The organism is Bacillus sp. 005/A4HT-01/001 (assembly GCF_004634445.1).
GTDB classification, from domain to species: Bacteria; Bacillota; Bacilli; order Bacillales; family Bacillaceae; genus Bacillus; species Bacillus altitudinis.
On sequence record NZ_SEIZ01000002.1, the window covers coordinates 163,554 to 181,233 of the forward strand.

Consider the following 17,680-nt stretch of genomic DNA (forward strand, 5'->3'; position numbering starts at 1 on the left):
AACGAGAAGACCTTAGGAGGAACAGTAATGAGAAAGACAAAAATCGTTTGTACAATCGGTCCAGCAAGTGAAAGCATTGAAAAGCTGACTGAATTGATTGAAGCAGGAATGAATGTAGCCAGACTAAACTTCTCTCATGGAGATTTTGAAGAGCATGGTGCACGTATTGAAAACATTCGCAAAGCAGGTAAAACTTTAGGCAAGGACATTGCGATCCTTCTTGATACAAAAGGTCCAGAGATCCGTACACGTACAGTTGAAAACGGCTCAATTGAGTTAGTTGCTGGTGCTGATCTTATCGTGAGTATGGAAGACATTGTGGGAAACACTGAAAAAATCAGTGTGACGTACGAAGATTTAATTCATGATGTAGAAGTGGGCTCAACCATTTTATTAGATGATGGTCTGATTGGTCTAGAAGTAAAAGAATTAAATAAGGACCGAAAAGAAATCGTCACAAAAGTGATGAATACAGGTACACTGAAAAACAAAAAAGGTGTCAACGTACCAGGTGTGAGTGTGAACTTGCCGGGTATTACAGAAAAGGATGCCAATGATATTCTGTTTGGAATTGAACAAGGTGTCGATTTCATCGCAGCTTCTTTTGTAAGACGAGCTTCTGATGTTCTTGAGATTCGTGAGCTGCTTGAAAAGAACAACGCAGCTGACATTCAAATCATTCCGAAGATTGAAAACCAAGAGGGCGTTGATAACATCGATGAAATCCTTGAGGTATCAGATGGACTGATGGTCGCGCGTGGAGATCTTGGTGTAGAGATTCCGGCAGAAGAAGTACCACTTGTTCAAAAAATGCTAATCAAAAAATGCAACCGTTTAGGCAAGCCTGTCATCACAGCAACTCAAATGCTGGACAGCATGCAGCGTAACCCGCGTCCAACTCGTGCAGAAGCAAGTGATGTGGCAAATGCTATTTTTGACGGTACAGATGCGATCATGCTATCTGGTGAAACAGCAGCAGGAACATATCCAGTTGAAGCTGTGCAAACGATGCACAACATTGCCTCACGTTCAGAGGAAGCACTTAACTATAAAGCGATCCTTTCTCGCAGAAGCGAAGAAGTAGAAGTCAGCATTACAGATGCGATCGGTCAATCTGTTGCGCATACAGCAATGAAGCTTGATGTGTCGGCAATTGTGACACCTACTGAGAGCGGTCATACAGCGAGAATGATTTCAAAATATAGACCAAAAGCACCAATCGTAGCAGTCACAGCAAACGAATCAGTGGCAAGAAAACTTTCACTCGTATTCGGTGTATTTGCAAAGAGCGGTTCAAAAACGACATCTACTGATGAAATGCTTGAGAATGCAGTAGAAAAGTCAATTGAAACAGGCTATGTAAGACATGGTGATTTAATCGTGATTACAGCTGGTGTGCCAGTTGGTGAAACAGGTACAACCAACTTAATGAAAGTGTATGTTGTCGGTGACATCATTGCGAAGGGTCAAGGAATTGGCCGCAAATCTGCATTTGGACCGGTTGTTATTGCACAAAGCGGAAAAGAAGCAGAGGAAAAAATGTACGATGGTGCGATTCTTGTCGCAAACTGCACAGATCGTGACATGATGGGTGCTTTAGAAAAAGCGTCTGCCCTTATCACGGAAGAAGGCGGTTTAACAAGCCATGCAGCAGTCGTTGGGCTCAGTCTTGGCATTCCAGTCATTGTTGGTCTTGACAGTGCCACAACACTTCTAAAAGAAGGCGAAGAGATTACAGTAGATCCAGCACGCGGAGCGATCTACAAAGGCCGTGCAAGCGTCCTTTAAATCACACACGAGGGGAGTTATCTGACTCCTCTCTTTTTTTATGTTACACTAAAAAAAGTAAACAGCTTTCGATGAAAGAGACCCCATGAGGTGATATGGCTTGAAAAAATATTTTCTACTATTATTGATTCTGTTCCCAGCAGTGGAAATTAGTTTATTTTTAATCTCAAGTAACATCATTGGTATTTTACCAACGATGCTAGTCATTGTGCTGACAAGTGCACTAGGTGCTTACTTTGCAAGAAAACAAGGAATAGAAGCATTTCAGAAAGTGCAGCGAGATTTACAATATGGCAAAATGCCAGGGGCCACCATTGTCGATGGCTTCTGCATTCTGATTGGCGGGTTGCTGCTGCTCATACCTGGATTCCTTTCTGATCTGATTGGGGCTGTGCTGCTCATTCCCATGACAAGAAAACGGATCAAACCGCTCTTTGAGCGCTGGCTTAGAAACATGTCCAATCGCAAACGCTATACGATTATACGCTAAAGAGACCTTCGCATCAGGTCTCTTTTACTTTTGCACACCATACCGAATGTACTGATAAAGGTCTCTGAAAACCCCTGCATTACGAAACGCCTGCCAAACGACAAGAGAAGCGGGACCGAGTGCAAGTCCAAGAAAACCAAAGCATTTTAACCCGACAAACAGCGCCACAAGTGTTGCTAAAGGATTAAGACCAATTGATTTACTTAAGACTTTTGGCTCTGATATTTGTCTTTGTATGAGCACCACAATATACAAAATGCCTAGTCCAATGGCGAGTGAAAGATTTCCTGTCATGGCGGAGTAAATGATCCACGGAAGAAAAACCGTGCCACTCCCGATGTAAGGAAGTAAATCAACTAGACCAATACATAGAGCGATCACAATCGCATGTTCGACCTTTAAGATGAAAAGTCCAATCAGCACGATCCCAATGGTCATGGCAACAAGGAGAAGCTGGGCCTTCATAAAGCCAGAAATGGCTTTTTTGATTTCAGATAAAATGGCACGTGTATGAAGCATCCATTTGGCGGGAAAGATACGAGAACCATATTTTTTTAACGTAAACCAATCTTTTGTGATAAAAAAAGTCGCTAGTGCGGAAAATAAAAGCGTCGCTGCTGCATCAGGCAAAAGACCTAAAAAAGCTGGAATGAATTCAAGAGTTTTTGAAAGGAAAGTCCCGATTTTTGCCGCTGCTTCGTCACCAAGTGCTTGGATTTGTCCTAAAATCGATTCCTTTTGACCTGCTTGAAGTGTATTAAATTGAGCAGTCAAATCATGATATAAAGGCAAAATCTGATCTGTGAAAAAACGTTCCACAATCCCAATCATTTGATCAAGATGACCTGGCAGTACCTTTGCTAAATAAGCACTTCCTGAAATGATTTCCGCCACTAAAAGTGTCATGAATCCAGCTGCTACCACTAAAAAGAGTAATAACACAATGATAACAACAAAACCTCTTGGCATCCCGGTCATGTTTTCGATTTTGCATACGGCTGGATGAATCAAACACGACACGGCAAATGCAATCCAAAATGGATATAAAAACGGAAAAGACTGATATAAAAAAACAACCGCACAAACGGCGATGCTGAAAATCATCAAACTTCGCAAAAAAATGGCCACATACGTGTGATTCACACAATCCCCTCCAAAAAACAAGCATGTCCGATACTTCATTTTATTCAAAAAGATTAGTAATATGAAAAGGTCGCAATAAAAAGAAAGAAAGGAGCGGCGTATGTTTACTCAAGCAAATTTGTTTTTGGTTCTTTTACTCGTTATTGCACTTATTGCAAAAAACAATTCGTTAATTTTAGCGGTCTCTGTGCTGATTGCAATTAAGCTGATTGGCCTGGATCAAAAAATATTCCCGGTTCTGCAATCAAAAGGTATTAATTGGGGTGTGACGGTCATCACGATCGCTGTGCTTGTACCGATCGCAACAGGGGACATTGGATTTAAACAGCTTGGAGAAGCGATGAAATCTTCCTATGCTTGGATAGCTCTTGGAGCGGGTATATTAGTAGCATTAATTGCAAAAAACGGCATTGTGCTACTCGAAAACGATCCGCATATCACAGCAGCACTTGTATTCGGTACGATTTTGGCAGTCAGCTTATTCAAAGGTGTGGCTGTTGGCCCGCTGATTGGTGCTGGAATTGCCTATTTAGCGATGCAAGCAGTGAAATTTTTCAGCGGTTAAAAAGAGAGTGGCTCATGCCACTTTCTTTTGATATTTTTTCTGACGTGAGCTTTTGCAAAAAAACATAATTAAATATATTAAAAGAAGCAAAATCCCTTTATTCCATGCCCGAACCGGAAGGCTGGAAAAAAAAATATCAAAAAAAATTATAGTTAAACATTTAACAAATGTCTGATTATTGTTTATAATGGGAATAGGCTTAATTTTGAACTCATTGATCAAACAAGAGATATGAGGCTAAAAGCGCTCTAACCGTATAGGTAAATGTAAGCATTTTCTTTTCTAAACCTGCCAGCCTATTTTGGTTGGATAGCGCTTTCAAAAAGCGAGAATTTTGCAACGAAGGGGAATCTTTTTAAAAAGGGGAGATTGAACATGACAGCAACAAGAGGTCTTGAAGGTATCGTGGCAACAACTTCATCCGTAAGCTCAATTATTGATGATACTCTTACTTATGTAGGGTACAATATCGATGATTTAACTGAAAAAGCGACTTTCGAAGAAATTGTCTACCTGTTATGGCACTTAAAGCTGCCGAATGAGCAGGAGCTAAGCGAGTTAAAGCAGCAGCTCAATGAAAATGCTCATATTCCGCAAGAGATCATTGAGCACTTTAAATCTTATTCGCTGGATGGGGTTCATCCAATGTCTGCGATTCGTACAGCGGTATCCTTATTAGGTTTACTTGATGACGAATCAGAGATTATGGACAAAGAAGCGAATTACAGAAAAGCCATTCGCTTACAAGCGAAAATTTCTGGACTTGTCGCTGCATTCTCACGTATTCGAAAGGGACTTGAGCCTGTACAGCCAAAAGAAGAATACAGCTATGCTGCAAACTTCTTATATATGCTAAACGGCGAAGAGCCTTCACCAGTAGAAATTGAAGCGATTGATAAAGCGCTCATTCTACATGCGGATCACGAATTAAACGCATCGACATTTACAGCACGTGTATGTGTTGCTACACTATCAGATATCTACTCTGGTGTAACAGCAGCTATCGGCGCATTGAAAGGACCACTTCATGGCGGCGCAAATGAAGGCGTAATGAAGATGCTGTCAGAAATTGGCGAAGTTGAAAACGTAGATTCCTATATTCATGGTAAGCTAGAGAAGAAAGAGAAAATTATGGGCTTTGGCCACCGCGTTTACCGCCAGGGTGACCCGCGTGCAAAACATTTAAAAGAAATGAGCCAGCGCTTAACAAATCTGACAGGCGAGCCAAAATGGTATGAAATGTCTGTACGCGCAGAGGAAATCGTGACATCAGAGAAAAATCTTCCACCAAATGTTGATTTTTATTCTGCTTCTGTCTATCACAGTCTTGGGATTGATCATGACTTGTTTACACCAATTTTCGTGATCAGCCGATTCTCTGGATGGATTGCTCACATTTTAGAGCAATATGACAACAACCGTCTGATCCGTCCAAGAGCTGACTATATTGGACCTGATCTTCAAACGTTTGTTCCGATCAGTGAAAGAGACTAATGTTTATAGAATAGCGGAGGCTGATCCATCTAAACCAATCAGCCTCCATATCAACAAAAAACGAATCACGTGAAAAACTTCTTGGCTTGCAGACATCAAGCTTGGAAGTTTCAAATATTCACTACATAACCTGGGAGGTAATATCATTGTCACAAGGCGAAAAAATTACAGTTACTGGCGGCGTATTGAATGTACCAAATAATCCAATTATCCCGTTTATCGAAGGGGACGGAATCGGTCCTGACATTTGGAAAGCGGCATCAAGAGTTCTTGAAGCAGCTGTAGAAAAAGCATATAAAGGTGAAAAGCAAATCACTTGGAAAGAAGTATATGCAGGTGAAAAAGCTTATAATAAAACGGGCGAGTGGCTTCCAGAGCAAACACTTGAAGACATTCGTGAATATTTAATCGCGATCAAAGGACCACTGACAACACCAATTGGCGGAGGAATCCGTTCATTGAACGTGGCACTAAGACAAGAGCTTGATTTATTCACATGCTTACGTCCAGTTCGCTGGTTCCAAGGCGTACCATCTCCTGTGAAACGTCCAGAAGACACAGACATGGTCATCTTCCGTGAAAACACTGAAGACATCTATGCAGGAATTGAGTATGCAAAAGGATCAGACGAAGTGAAGAAGTTAATCGACTTCTTGAAAAACGAATTAGGTGTGAATAAAATCCGTTTCCCAGAAACATCAGGTATCGGAATCAAACCAGTTTCTGAAGAAGGAACATCTCGTCTTGTCAGAGCAGCGATCCAATATGCGATTGACCAAGGCCGTAAATCTGTGACACTTGTTCACAAAGGAAACATCATGAAATTTACAGAAGGAGCCTTCAAAAACTGGGGCTACGAAGTGGCTGAAAAAGAGTTCGGCGACAAAGTCTTTACATGGGCACAATATGATCGTATTGTAGAACAAGATGGAAAAGATGCGGCAAACAAAGCGCAAAGTGAAGCAGAAGCTGCTGGCAAAATCATTGTCAAAGACAGCATTGCAGATATTTTCCTTCAACAAATTTTAACTCGTCCAGCTGAGTTCGATGTTGTCGCAACAATGAACTTAAACGGAGACTACATCTCTGATGCACTTGCAGCACAAGTTGGTGGAATTGGTATCGCACCTGGTGCAAACATCAACTACGAAACAGGACACGCTATTTTTGAAGCGACTCACGGAACAGCACCGAAATATGCTGGTCTTGATAAAGTGAATCCATCTTCTGTTCTTCTATCAGGCGTGCTTTTACTTGAGCACCTTGGATGGCAAGAAGCTGCTGATCTAGTGATTCAATCTGTTGAAAAAACAATTGCATCTAAAGTCGTCACGTACGATTTTGCTAGATTAATGGACGGTGCAACAGAAGTGAAATGTTCTGAGTTTGCTGACGAGCTCATCAAAAACTTGTCTTGATTCTTAAACTTTAAAGTTAAAGGGGAAAAAGGAAATGGCAAACAAGCGTAAAAAAGTATCTGTCATCGGAGCAGGCTTTACTGGAGCAACTACAGCATTTCTAACAGCTCAAAAAGAATTAGCGGATGTCGTATTAGTGGATATCCCTCAGCTTGAGAACCCGACAAAAGGGAAAGCACTTGACATGCTGGAAGCAAGTCCTGTTCAAGGCTTCGATGCGAATATTACAGGAACTTCTAACTACGAAGATACAGCCGGTTCTGATGTCGTGGTCATTACGGCAGGAATTGCAAGAAAGCCGGGAATGAGCCGTGACGACCTCGTGTCAACAAATGAAAAAATCATGCGCAGTGTGACACGTGAAATCGTTAAATATTCTCCAGAAGCGATCATTGTTGTGTTAACAAACCCTGTTGATGCAATGACATATGCAGTTTATAAAGAATCAGGATTACCAAAAGAAAGAGTCATCGGACAATCAGGAATTCTTGATACAGCACGTTTCCGTACGTTCGTTGCTCAAGAATTAAACCTATCTGTGAAAGATGTGACGGGCTTTGTTCTTGGCGGACATGGGGACGACATGGTTCCTCTTGTACGTTACTCTTATGCAGGCGGTATCCCGCTGGAAACATTAATTCCTAAAGAGCGAATTGATGCAATTGTTGAAAGAACAAGAAAAGGCGGCGGTGAAATCGTCAACCTATTAGGTAACGGTAGTGCATATTATGCACCTGCTGCTTCACTCGTTGAAATGGTTGAGGCGATCTTAAAAGATCAACGCCGCGTCATGCCGACGATTGCATACCTTGAAGGTGAATATGGCTACGAAGGCATTTACCTTGGAGTTCCAACAATCGTAGGTGGAAACGGCCTTGAGCAGATCATCGAGCTTGAGCTGACAGAAGAAGAAAGAAGTCAGCTTGACCGTTCTGTTGAATCTGTAAAGAACGTCATGAAAGTATTGTCTTAATATGAATAAAAAAGAAGGCTTCTCGTATGAGGAGTCTTCTTTTTGTTTACAAAACCAATCTTGTCGAAATTTTAAATTGTTCTCTTGTTAAGCTTTCGTTAAAATGAAAGAGAAAGCATGACTTCTCGCTTTTCACATAAGATACAAAAAACCGGATGCAGGGGAAATCACTAATTGGAGGCACAACATGAATAAAAAAATATTAGTTGTGGATGATGAAGAATCAATTGTAACACTTCTAAGCTATAACCTTGAAAGGGCGGGCTACGATGTCGTCACAGCAAGAGACGGAGAAGAAGCGCTTGAAAAAGCAGCAAGTGAACAGCCTGATCTAATTGTGCTTGATTTAATGCTTCCGAAAATGGATGGCATTGAAGTGTGCAAACAACTGAGAATTCAAAAAATGATGTTCCCTATTTTAATGCTGACAGCAAAGGACGATGAATTTGATAAGGTGCTCGGTCTTGAACTTGGAGCCGATGATTACATGACAAAACCTTTCAGTCCTAGAGAAGTGGGTGCTCGGGTAAAAGCCATTTTGAGAAGAGCACAGCAATCTCAGCCGGCTCCCGTGCAAGAAGAGAAGGAAGAGATCATTGCAGACCAAATCAAAATTGGAGACCTGCGCATTTTACCTGAACATTACGAAGTCTATTTCCAAGAAGAACGTCTAGAGCTCACGCCAAAGGAATTTGAACTGCTTCTTTATTTGGCTAAGCATAAAGGCCGTGTCTTGACGCGTGATCTATTGTTAAGTGCGGTTTGGAATTATGACTTTGCAGGTGATACTCGTATTGTGGATGTGCATATCAGCCACTTGCGGGACAAAATTGAAAAGAACACGAAAAAACCAACATATATTAAAACCATTCGAGGCTTAGGCTACAAATTGGAGGAGCCAAAGCCAAATGAGTAAAGTGAGAACCCGCCTTTTTTCTGGGCTCATTTTTCTCCTGTTTATTGTGTTTGTTGCGCTTGGTCTTTTCTTGGATCATATGTTTCATATTTTCTATGAAACAAAATTAACCGAACGAATGGAAAAGGAATCGAGTTTTCTCCTTTCTTCAATGAATGTGGAAGATTTGAACGCGGAGCAAAACAAGAAGATTCTCAATCAAGCAAAGCAGCATCTCGATATGAATGCGTCGATTGTGGACGTGAAGGGGAATATCATACATACAACGGGTCAAGCAGAACAAAGGGCTGTCATTTTAAACACACTGAAAAGTGAGCAGCTCCAAACAAAAGGAACGTTCATTGAGGATGAGAAGGATGCGCTGTTTCATTATGCAGTTCCAATGATGAAACAAAACGAACCGGCGGGATATTTATTTCTTCATGCTTCATTCGAGCCTTTGAATGAGATTGACGGCCAGCTATGGCTTGCATTAGCCTTTTGTCTTGGTTCGGCCATCATTATCATCGTCTTCTTTGGCTATCGCATGTCGATGAAGTATGTAAAGCCGATTGATTATGCCACAAAGGTGGCCAAACAGCTTGAACGAGGGAACTATGATACAAATAACTATGAAGAGCTGATCATTGAAACAAGTGAACTCAATACATCAATGAAGCGTCTGGCAGAAAGTCTTCAAGACATGACAAGCGCTGGCGAAATGCAGCGAGATCGTCTGCAAACAGTCATTGAAAACATCGGAGCGGGGATTATTTTGATTGATAAAATGGGCTATATTCACTTAGTCAATCGAACATTCCGCAAGCAATTCAAAGTGCAAAAGCATATTTACATGCACAAGCTGTATCATGAAGCCTTTACCCATGAAGAGATTATTGAGTTAATAGACGAAATTTTCATGACAGAAACCAAGGTCCGAAAGTTTTTACGTCTCGCTGTTGACATCGAGCGCCGTTATTTTCAAGTCGATGGTGTTCCGATCTTAAGTACAGACGATGAATGGAAAGGAATTGTTCTTGTCTTTCATGATGTAACAGAAACAAAGCAACTAGAACAGATGCGAAAAGACTTTGTCGCTAACGTGTCACATGAATTAAAGACACCGATCACGTCCATCAAAGGCTTTTCTGAAACACTTCTTGATGGTGCTATTGACGACAAAGAAGCGCTCACACAATTTTTGTCCATCATCCTAAAAGAGAGTATTCGTTTAGAAACGCTCATCCAAGACTTACTTGATCTCTCGAAAATTGAACAGCAGCATTTTAAGCTGAATATTCAAGAAGCCAATGCGACAGAAATCATTCAAGAGATTGAAGTGCTGCTAAAACAAAAGGCTGCTGAAAAAGGCATTGACCTACAAGTGCGTGTCCCGAAAGAGCCGGTCTATGTCATGGCAGATCCGCTGAGATTAAAACAAATTTTCCTCAATCTGATCAATAATGCTCTCACCTATACACCAGAGGGAGGAAGTGTCACGATCACAGCAAGACAGAGGAAAGACAGCTATGAATTTGATGTAGCAGATACAGGAATCGGTATGAAAAAGAGTGAGATTCCAAGAATATTCGAGAGATTTTATCGAATTGATAAAGATCGAAGTAGAAACTCAGGCGGTACAGGGCTTGGTCTTGCCATTGTCAAACACCTTGTCGAAGCACATGAAGGAACGATTTCTGTTCATAGCAAACAAGGCAAAGGGACGACGTTTACCGTGAGTTTAAAGTCAAAATAGAGAAGAATGGAAAGTGGCGTTAAAATTTACATGATCTTTACAATGAATTCATGTTTTGTTAATCAATCATTGGTAGGATGAATAGGAACCCCTTCATCCAAGGAGCCAATTTTGGAAGGACGAAAACACTTGTTGTTTTCGTCCCTTTTTTATGCAGGCTCGTCTATTTTCTTTTCAAAATAAACTTTGATAAAATGAACATACAATGTGCGAAAGAGACGGCTGAGCCGGCTCAGTCGATGGAGGATTAAAAGATGACAGATCAAAAGAAATTAGTACTTGTGGATGGAAACAGTCTCGCTTATCGAGCTTTTTTTGCTTTACCGCTATTATCAAATGATAAAGGCGTACATACAAATGCCATTTATGGCTTTGCGATGATCTTAATGAAGATGCTGGAAGACGAGAAGCCGACTCATATGCTCGTAGCATTTGATGCGGGTAAAACCACCTTCCGTCACGAGACCTTTAAGGAATATAAAGGCGGAAGACAAAAAACTCCGCCAGAACTATCAGAACAAATGCCGTTCATCCGTGAGCTATTAGATGCTTATCAAGTGAAAAGGTACGAGCTTCCGCAATACGAGGCAGATGACATTATCGGCACACTGGCTGTAGAGGCAGAAAAGGACGGCTTTGAGGTCAAAATCTTCTCAGGAGATAAAGACTTAACGCAGCTTTCAACAGACCATACAACAGTAGCCATTACGAAAAAAGGGATCACAGAAGTAGAATATTACACACCGGCACATATTGAAGAGAAATACGGACTCAGGCCAGATCAAATCATCGACATGAAAGGGCTGATGGGAGACTCATCAGACAATATCCCTGGCGTGCCTGGTGTCGGTGAAAAAACAGCGATCAAATTACTAAAGCAGTTTGAAACGGTTGAAAATCTGCTTGATCATATTGACGAAGTCAGCGGGAAAAAGCTAAAAGAAAAGCTTGAAGAATATAAAGAACAAGCGGTGATGAGTAAAAAGCTGGCGACGATTCTCGTAGAAGCACCAATAGATGTATCAAGCAAAGAGCTCGCCTATGAAGGTCCTCACATGGAGCAGGTCATCTCGCTTTATAAAGAACTGGGCTTTCAAACACTGCTAGAGCGTTTAGGAGAAGCGCCAGAATCAGATGAACCAGTAGAAATAGACGAACTAGACGTGAAGAAAATGACAGATGTCACGGAGGACATGCTGACAGATCACGCTGCACTTGTGGTAGAACAGCTAGGAGACAATTATCACGAAGCCGATTTGATAGGGTTTGCGATCCATAATGAGAACGGTGCATTTTTTATGACAAAAGAAGATGCTCTGCAATCTGAAGCGTTTAAACAATGGGTACAGGATGAAACGAAGAAGAAATGGGTCTTTGATTCCAAAAGAGCGGTTGTTGCGCTCAGATGGCATGATGTTGATCTTAAAGGTGTCGATAACGATGTCCTGCTCGCTTCCTATGTGGTCAATCCGCAGAAATCCTATGAGGACGTTGCAAGTGTGGCGAAGGAATATGGCCTGAACATAGCCCTTTCCGATGAAAAAGTATACGGAAAAGGAGCGAAACAGGCGATTCCACCGGAAGAAGAGCTAAAAGACCATCTTGGAAGAAAAGCAGCAGCGATCTCTGCGCTGCATGATTTGACCCGTGAAGCGTTAGAAAAAAATGATCAGCATGAGCTGTATGAAGATTTAGAGTTGCCACTTGCCCTCATCTTAGGTGAAATGGAATCTCTTGGGGTAAAAGTGGATGTTGAACGTCTTCAGAAAATGGGTGAAGAACTCACGAAGAAGCTGAAGGAATATGAAGAAACCATTCATCGGTTAGCAGGAGAAACATTTAACATCAATTCACCGAAGCAACTTGGTGTGATTTTATTTGAAAAATTAGGACTGCCGATTATCAAAAAGACCAAAACAGGCTACTCTACGTCTGCGGATGTCCTTGAAAAGCTTGAAGACAAGCACGAAATTATTCGGTCCATTCTGCATTACCGTCAAATAGGAAAGCTGCAATCCACTTATGTGGAAGGCTTAATGAAAGTGACGCGCAAAGATACGCATAAAGTGCACACAAGATTTAATCAGGCACTTACACAAACAGGAAGACTAAGCTCAACAGACCCAAACCTTCAAAACATCCCGATTCGTTTAGAAGAAGGCCGAAAAATTCGTCAAGCGTTCGTTCCGTCAAAAGAAGGCTGGCTCATGTTTGCAGCTGACTATTCTCAAATTGAGCTGCGTGTCCTTGCGCACATTTCTCAAGATGAGAACTTGATTGAAGCCTTTACGCAAGATATGGATATTCACACGAAGACTGCCATGGATGTGTTCCATGTCTCAGAAGAAGAAGTGACTTCCTCTATGAGAAGACAGGCCAAAGCTGTCAACTTCGGAATCGTATATGGAATTAGTGATTATGGACTGTCTCAAAACCTTGGGATTACAAGAAAAGAAGCAGCGGCCTTCATTGAACGTTATTTAACAAGCTTTAAAGGCGTGAAAACCTATATGGAGGACATCGTGCAGGAAGCAAAACAAAAAGGATATGTGACCACGCTTCTTAAACGTAGACGATATATCCCAGATATCACAAGCCGTAATTTTAATGTGAAAAGCTTTGCGGAAAGAACGGCAATGAACACACCGATCCAAGGCAGTGCCGCCGATATCATCAAAAAAGCGATGATTGATATGGCACGAAAGTTAAAAGAAGAGAATCTGCAGGCAAATCTGTTATTGCAAGTGCACGATGAACTGATCTTTGAAGCGCCAAAAGAAGAAATCGCCATATTAGAAAAAATCGTCCCTGAAGTCATGGAAAGCGCACTTCAGCTCGATGTGCCGCTAAAAGTCGATTTCGCTTCAGGTCCATCTTGGTACGACGCAAAATAAAGAGAGAGAAAAAGGAGCGAGGAGCATGCCGGAATTACCAGAGGTTGAGACCGTCCGGCGCACTCTTCAGCGGTTAGTCAAAGGAAAAACGATTGAAACGGTCGATATCAAATGGCCAAATATCATCAAACGTCCTGGGGAACCGGAAGAGTTCGCTAGAAGGATGGTAGGAGAAACCATTCAAACCATTGAAAGAAGAGGGAAGTTTCTACTCTTTCATTTAGACCACTATGTGATGGTCTCCCATTTAAGAATGGAAGGGAAATACCGTGTACATGAAACTGGTGAGCCTTATGATAAACATGTACACGTCGTCTTTACGTTCACAGATGGTACCGAACTTCGGTATCATGATGTCCGTAAATTTGGGACGATGCACTTATTTCAGCCAGGCGAAGAAGAAAAAGAACTTCCACTATCACAGCTGGGGTATGAACCTTTTTCAGACTCATTTACACCAGACTATTTATGGGAGCAATTAAAGAAAACCTCCCGCGTGGTCAAAACGGCTTTACTTGATCAAAAAATCGTGGTTGGCCTCGGTAATATTTATGTAGATGAAGTGCTGTTTAAATCAGGCATTCATCCAGAAACAAAAGCGAATCAGCTAAGTCTTGCATCTTGCAAGGTGCTCCACAAACATATTATTGACACGCTTCAAGTGGCTGTTGATGCAGGAGGCAGCACCATTCGCTCCTACATCAATTCACAAGGTGATATTGGGACTTTTCAATTACAGCTTCTTGTATATGACCGGCGGGGAGAACCTTGTCAGACGTGCGGCAGTATCATAGAGAAAACAGTGGTGGGAGGGCGCGGCACTCATTTTTGTGTGACCTGCCAAAAACGCCCTTCATAAAGGTAAGCCGTCAGCATGCTTCCTTTTTGCCATGCATACGATAAAAAACATTCTTTTTTCAGCAAGGTGTAGACTGACACACAGCCCACCTGCTCTTCATATAGTGAAGAAGAGTCTAAGGACGCCTAGAGACTCTTGATCATCGTTGCATGAACAGAAAGGAAGAGTACAGGTATGATTTCGTTTTCGCTTCTGTTTTTAGCTATTGCCGTCAGCATTGACAGCTTTTCTGTAGGTTTTACGTATGGTCTTCGCAAGATGAGGATTCCATTTAAAGCCATCGTTATTATTGCTTGCTGTTCAGGAATTGTGTTGCTCATTTCCATGCTGATTGGCAGCCTGCTCACGACATTCCTCCCTGTCTCAGTGACAGATAAACTGGGTGGAGGCATCTTAATTGCCATCGGACTTTGGGTTCTGTATCAATTTTATAAACCAGCGAAAGAGCGTGATTTGCTCCTTCATGAAAAAACACTTCTCAATGTAGAAGTGCAGTCTCTTGGGCTTGTCATTCATATTTTGCGAAAGCCTACAAGCGCAGATATTGACCGCTCTGGCACCATTAATGGAATGGAAGCGGTGCTTCTTGGAATTGCTTTATCCATCGATGCATTTGGTGCAGGGATTGGTGCAGCGATTCTTGGTTTTTCTCCAATTGTCATGAGCATCACGGTCGCTGTGATGAGTTCTCTTTTTGTATGCATCGGACTGCGTGCGGGTCATTATTTGGCCAATTGGCGCTGGATCGATAAACTCGCATGCTTACCAGGGCTGTTGCTCATTTTAATTGGGGTGTGGAAGCTGTAAAGGAGGAAACGAATTGACGCTCGTCATTGGATTAACAGGCGGGATTGCTAGCGGAAAAAGCACAGTCTCGCAGATGATAAAAGAGAAAGGCATTCGGGTGGTGGATGCTGATATCATTGCAAAAGAAGCGGTTTCTAAAGGATCGGCTGCCCTTCATCAAATCGTTCAAACTTTTGGTGAAGAGGTTCTTCTGCCAAATGGTGAACTGAACCGGCAGCAGCTTGGAGCGATCATTTTTTCTGATGAAGAGAAAAGAAAAAAGCTCAATGCCATCGTTCATCCTGAAGTCAGAAAGGAAATGCTCGAGCAGCGTGATGAAGGGGTGAGCAACAATGAAACCTTTGTTGTGCTTGATATCCCGCTCCTATTTGAGAGCAAGCTGGAAGGGCTAGTCGACCGCATCATCGTTGTGTACACGACGCCTGAATTGCAGCTGTCGCGGCTCATGAATCGAAACGACCTGAGCGAGGAAGAAGCACTGAATCGCATTCACTCCCAGCAGCCTCTTGAGGAAAAATGCCAAAAAGCAGACCGCGTGATAGAAAACACAAAAGATCTTGCTTTTATTAGAAAGCAATTAGAGAACATATTAAACGAATGGGAACATACAGATAAGTAAGAGTACATACAGTACTCTTCTTTTTTTATGTTTTTTTCGTCAATTTCATTGCAAAGAACAGCCCTTTTTTGAAAATATACGTTTATATACTGGCAATTACATTCTAATGTGATATACTAATTTCATAAATAAATTTATTGAGTATAACACATAATAGAGGAGTGACCTGTTCATGAAGGTAAAAGCAGCGATCAATGGGTTTGGCAGAATTGGACGCATGGTCTTCAGAAAAGCAATGCTTGATGATCAAATTCAAATTGTAGCGGTGAACGCAAGCTATCCTGCCGAAACGCTAGCACATTTAATTAAATATGACACAAATCATGGACGTTACGAATGCGATGTGACAGCAGAAGATGACGCGTTGATTGTCAATGGCAAAAGAGTGCTTTTGCTCAATAATAGAGACCCAAAGCAGCTTCCATGGGGAGAGCTTGGGATTGATATCGTGATCGAAGCAACAGGGAAATTTAATTCAAAAGATCAAGCGATGGGCCATATAGATGCCGGAGCGAAAAAGGTCGTACTTACAGCTCCAGGTAAAAATGAAGATGTTACAATTGTAATGGGTGTCAATGAGGATGATCTTGATCCTGAAAAGCACGTCGTTATTTCAAACGCATCTTGTACAACAAACTGCTTAGCACCAGTTGTCAAGCTGTTAGATGATGAATTTGGCATCGACAACGGCTTAATGACAACGGTTCATGCTTATACAAATGATCAAAAAAATATCGACAACCCCCACAAGGATTTGCGCCGGGCAAGAGCATGTGCCCAGTCCATCATTCCAACGACGACGGGTGCCGCTAAAGCGCTTTCTTTAGTGCTGCCGCACATGAAAGGGAAATTACATGGACTTGCACTTCGCGTACCGGTTTCAAATGTGTCGATGGTTGATCTTGTGGTCGACTTGAAAAAAGATGTCACAGCAGAAGAGGTAAATGCTGCCTTTGCAACGGCTTCAAAAACATCTCTTGTTGGCATATTAGATTACACAGATGAACCACTTGTCTCCACAGACTTTAACACAAACCCTTATTCTGCTGTCGTTGATGGACTTACAACGATGGTGATGGAAGGCAGAAAAGTAAAAGTTCTTGCATGGTATGACAATGAATGGGGCTATTCTTGCAGAGTGGTTGATCTTGTAAAGTTTGTTGGTTCCCAGATGAAAGAGCTTTCAGCTGTTTGAAATGAAGAAGAATGAACGTCCCTTTTCAAGAAATGAGAGAAAATCCCACTAAAAACACAGCTTGCAAAATGGGTCTAAACAAAGTATACTATTTTTCGTGAACTTCTTGTTCGCAGACTCATTCGGGTATACTTAAAGGGTTAGGACCTCTTTGGACTAACTTTCCCCCGTGGTATATGTCCGGTCCGGCTGCTTAGAACTTCACTCTTTCATTCTTGTTTAAGGGGGGTCCATGATGGAAACAATCGGACGTCACGTTATCTCCGAGTTATGGGGATGCGACTGTGATAAACTGAACGACATGGATTTTATTGAAAAAACGTTTGTAAATGCAGCTTTGAAATCAGGAGCTGAAGTAAGAGAGGTTGCTTTTCACAAATTTGCACCTCAAGGAGTAAGTGGAGTTGTCATTATTTCTGAATCTCATTTGACAATTCACAGCTTTCCTGAACATGGTTATGCGAGCATAGATGTTTATACTTGCGGCGATCTAGATCCGAATATTGCAGCAGATCATATCGGAGATGAACTAGGTGCTGAAACAAGAGAAAACATCGAAATTCCTCGAGGCATGGGACCTGTACAAGTGAAACAGGCGCAAGCCAAAGCACTGTAAACATAAAAAAGATTGCAATGGGAGCTGGCCAAAAGCATTAAATGCCTTTGTGTTATGCTCCTTTTTATATTTGTTCCATACACGGGCATCCAGCATGATCCAACCTGTCTATACTTTTGTTCTAGGAAAACAAAGGTTTTTTTTATAAAATAAAGAAGAGGGTTTATG

General features: G+C 41.7%; 15 protein-coding genes. 14 read left to right on the forward strand and 1 reads right to left on the reverse strand.

All coding sequences use genetic code 11. From position 1 onward, the window contains the following. Nucleotides 1–27 precede the first annotated feature (27 nt). Together pyk and ES896_RS06390 are read left to right on the forward strand one after the other, a co-directional pair. On the forward strand, nucleotides 28–1,788 hold the full coding sequence (gene pyk, locus ES896_RS06385) for a pyruvate kinase (RefSeq protein WP_135226577.1): 1,761 nt from the start codon (nucleotides 28–30) through the stop codon (nucleotides 1,786–1,788). A gap of 100 nt (nucleotides 1,789–1,888) precedes the next feature. Next, nucleotides 1,889–2,278, forward strand: a complete 390-nt coding sequence (locus ES896_RS06390) for an FxsA family protein (protein ID WP_007501703.1) — start codon at nucleotides 1,889–1,891, stop codon at nucleotides 2,276–2,278. 24 nt (nucleotides 2,279–2,302) lie between these two features. On the opposite strand, the gene ytvI is transcribed toward ES896_RS06390, so the two are convergent. Continuing rightward, nucleotides 2,303–3,421: a sporulation integral membrane protein YtvI gene (ytvI, locus tag ES896_RS06395; RefSeq protein WP_135226578.1), complete on the reverse strand. Its 1,119-nt coding sequence runs from the start codon at nucleotides 3,419–3,421 to the stop codon at nucleotides 2,303–2,305. 100 nt (nucleotides 3,422–3,521) lie between these two features. On the opposite strand from ytvI, the gene ES896_RS06400 reads away from it, so the two are divergent. The 12 genes from ES896_RS06400 (at nucleotide 3,522) to speD (ending at nucleotide 17,512) form a co-directional block, all read left to right on the forward strand. Beyond that, nucleotides 3,522–3,986: a DUF441 domain-containing protein gene (locus ES896_RS06400; protein WP_007501699.1), complete on the forward strand. Its 465-nt coding sequence runs from the start codon at nucleotides 3,522–3,524 to the stop codon at nucleotides 3,984–3,986. Nucleotides 3,987–4,361: 375 nt separating this feature from the next. After that, nucleotides 4,362–5,480: a citrate synthase gene (citZ, locus tag ES896_RS06405; protein ID WP_008346063.1), complete on the forward strand. Its 1,119-nt coding sequence runs from the start codon at nucleotides 4,362–4,364 to the stop codon at nucleotides 5,478–5,480. 146 nt (nucleotides 5,481–5,626) lie between these two features. Beyond that, nucleotides 5,627–6,898 carry an NADP-dependent isocitrate dehydrogenase gene (gene icd, locus ES896_RS06410; RefSeq protein ID WP_008346060.1) on the forward strand — a complete coding sequence of 424 codons (1,272 nt, stop codon included), beginning with the start codon at nucleotides 5,627–5,629 and terminating at the stop codon, nucleotides 6,896–6,898. 34 nt (nucleotides 6,899–6,932) lie between these two features. Continuing rightward, nucleotides 6,933–7,871 carry a malate dehydrogenase gene (mdh, locus tag ES896_RS06415; protein ID WP_008346058.1) on the forward strand — a complete coding sequence of 313 codons (939 nt, stop codon included), beginning with the start codon at nucleotides 6,933–6,935 and terminating at the stop codon, nucleotides 7,869–7,871. Between the two features lie 187 nt (nucleotides 7,872–8,058). Further along, nucleotides 8,059–8,787: a response regulator transcription factor gene (locus ES896_RS06420; protein ID WP_007501691.1), complete on the forward strand. Its 729-nt coding sequence runs from the start codon at nucleotides 8,059–8,061 to the stop codon at nucleotides 8,785–8,787. Then, a complete protein-coding gene (gene pnpS / locus ES896_RS06425) occupies nucleotides 8,780–10,522 on the forward strand; it encodes a two-component system histidine kinase PnpS (RefSeq protein ID WP_025207771.1) in 1,743 nt (580 codons plus the stop codon). The genes ES896_RS06420 and pnpS overlap by 8 nt, the downstream gene beginning before the upstream one ends. Nucleotides 10,523–10,776: 254 nt before the next feature. Then, on the forward strand, nucleotides 10,777–13,416 hold the full coding sequence (gene polA, locus ES896_RS06430) for a DNA polymerase I (protein WP_135226579.1): 2,640 nt from the start codon (nucleotides 10,777–10,779) through the stop codon (nucleotides 13,414–13,416). Nucleotides 13,417–13,441: 25 nt separating this feature from the next. Next, nucleotides 13,442–14,275, forward strand: a complete 834-nt coding sequence (mutM, locus tag ES896_RS06435) for a DNA-formamidopyrimidine glycosylase (protein WP_007501686.1) — start codon at nucleotides 13,442–13,444, stop codon at nucleotides 14,273–14,275. A 174-nt stretch (nucleotides 14,276–14,449) separates the two neighbouring features. Further along, nucleotides 14,450–15,082 (forward strand): sporulation membrane protein YtaF, encoded by a 633-nt coding sequence (gene ytaF / locus ES896_RS06440; RefSeq protein ID WP_007501684.1) that lies wholly within the window; start codon nucleotides 14,450–14,452, stop codon nucleotides 15,080–15,082. A 13-nt stretch (nucleotides 15,083–15,095) separates the two neighbouring features. Then, on the forward strand, nucleotides 15,096–15,701 hold the full coding sequence (gene coaE, locus ES896_RS06445; protein WP_024718656.1) for a dephospho-CoA kinase: 606 nt from the start codon (nucleotides 15,096–15,098) through the stop codon (nucleotides 15,699–15,701). Between the two features lie 172 nt (nucleotides 15,702–15,873). Continuing rightward, nucleotides 15,874–16,896, forward strand: a complete 1,023-nt coding sequence (locus ES896_RS06450) for a glyceraldehyde-3-phosphate dehydrogenase (protein ID WP_135226580.1) — start codon at nucleotides 15,874–15,876, stop codon at nucleotides 16,894–16,896. 235 nt (nucleotides 16,897–17,131) lie between these two features. Further along, the gene (gene speD, locus ES896_RS06455; protein ID WP_003216492.1) at nucleotides 17,132–17,512 is read left to right on the forward strand and encodes an adenosylmethionine decarboxylase; all 381 of its coding nucleotides are present in this window, start codon (nucleotides 17,132–17,134) and stop codon (nucleotides 17,510–17,512) included. Nucleotides 17,513–17,680 lie beyond the last annotated feature (168 nt).

Excerpts from the sequence above, each read along its gene's own strand:
- mutM (WP_007501686.1), top strand. The coding sequence starts at position 13,442 with ATGCCGGAATTACCAGAGGTTGAGACCGTCCGGCGCACTCTTCAGCGG.
- speD (WP_003216492.1), top strand. The coding sequence starts at position 17,132 with ATGGAAACAATCGGACGTCACGTTATCTCCGAGTTATGGGGATGCGAC.
- ES896_RS06450 (WP_135226580.1), top strand. The coding sequence starts at position 15,874 with ATGAAGGTAAAAGCAGCGATCAATGGGTTTGGCAGAATTGGACGCATG.
- pyk (WP_135226577.1), top strand. The coding sequence starts at position 28 with ATGAGAAAGACAAAAATCGTTTGTACAATCGGTCCAGCAAGTGAAAGC.
- pnpS (WP_025207771.1), top strand. The coding sequence starts at position 8,780 with ATGAGTAAAGTGAGAACCCGCCTTTTTTCTGGGCTCATTTTTCTCCTG.
- polA (WP_135226579.1), top strand. The coding sequence starts at position 10,777 with ATGACAGATCAAAAGAAATTAGTACTTGTGGATGGAAACAGTCTCGCT.
- ES896_RS06420 (WP_007501691.1), top strand. The coding sequence starts at position 8,059 with ATGAATAAAAAAATATTAGTTGTGGATGATGAAGAATCAATTGTAACA.
- citZ (WP_008346063.1), top strand. The coding sequence starts at position 4,362 with ATGACAGCAACAAGAGGTCTTGAAGGTATCGTGGCAACAACTTCATCC.
- ES896_RS06400 (WP_007501699.1), top strand. The coding sequence starts at position 3,522 with ATGTTTACTCAAGCAAATTTGTTTTTGGTTCTTTTACTCGTTATTGCA.
- ytaF (WP_007501684.1), top strand. The coding sequence starts at position 14,450 with ATGATTTCGTTTTCGCTTCTGTTTTTAGCTATTGCCGTCAGCATTGAC.
- mdh (WP_008346058.1), top strand. The coding sequence starts at position 6,933 with ATGGCAAACAAGCGTAAAAAAGTATCTGTCATCGGAGCAGGCTTTACT.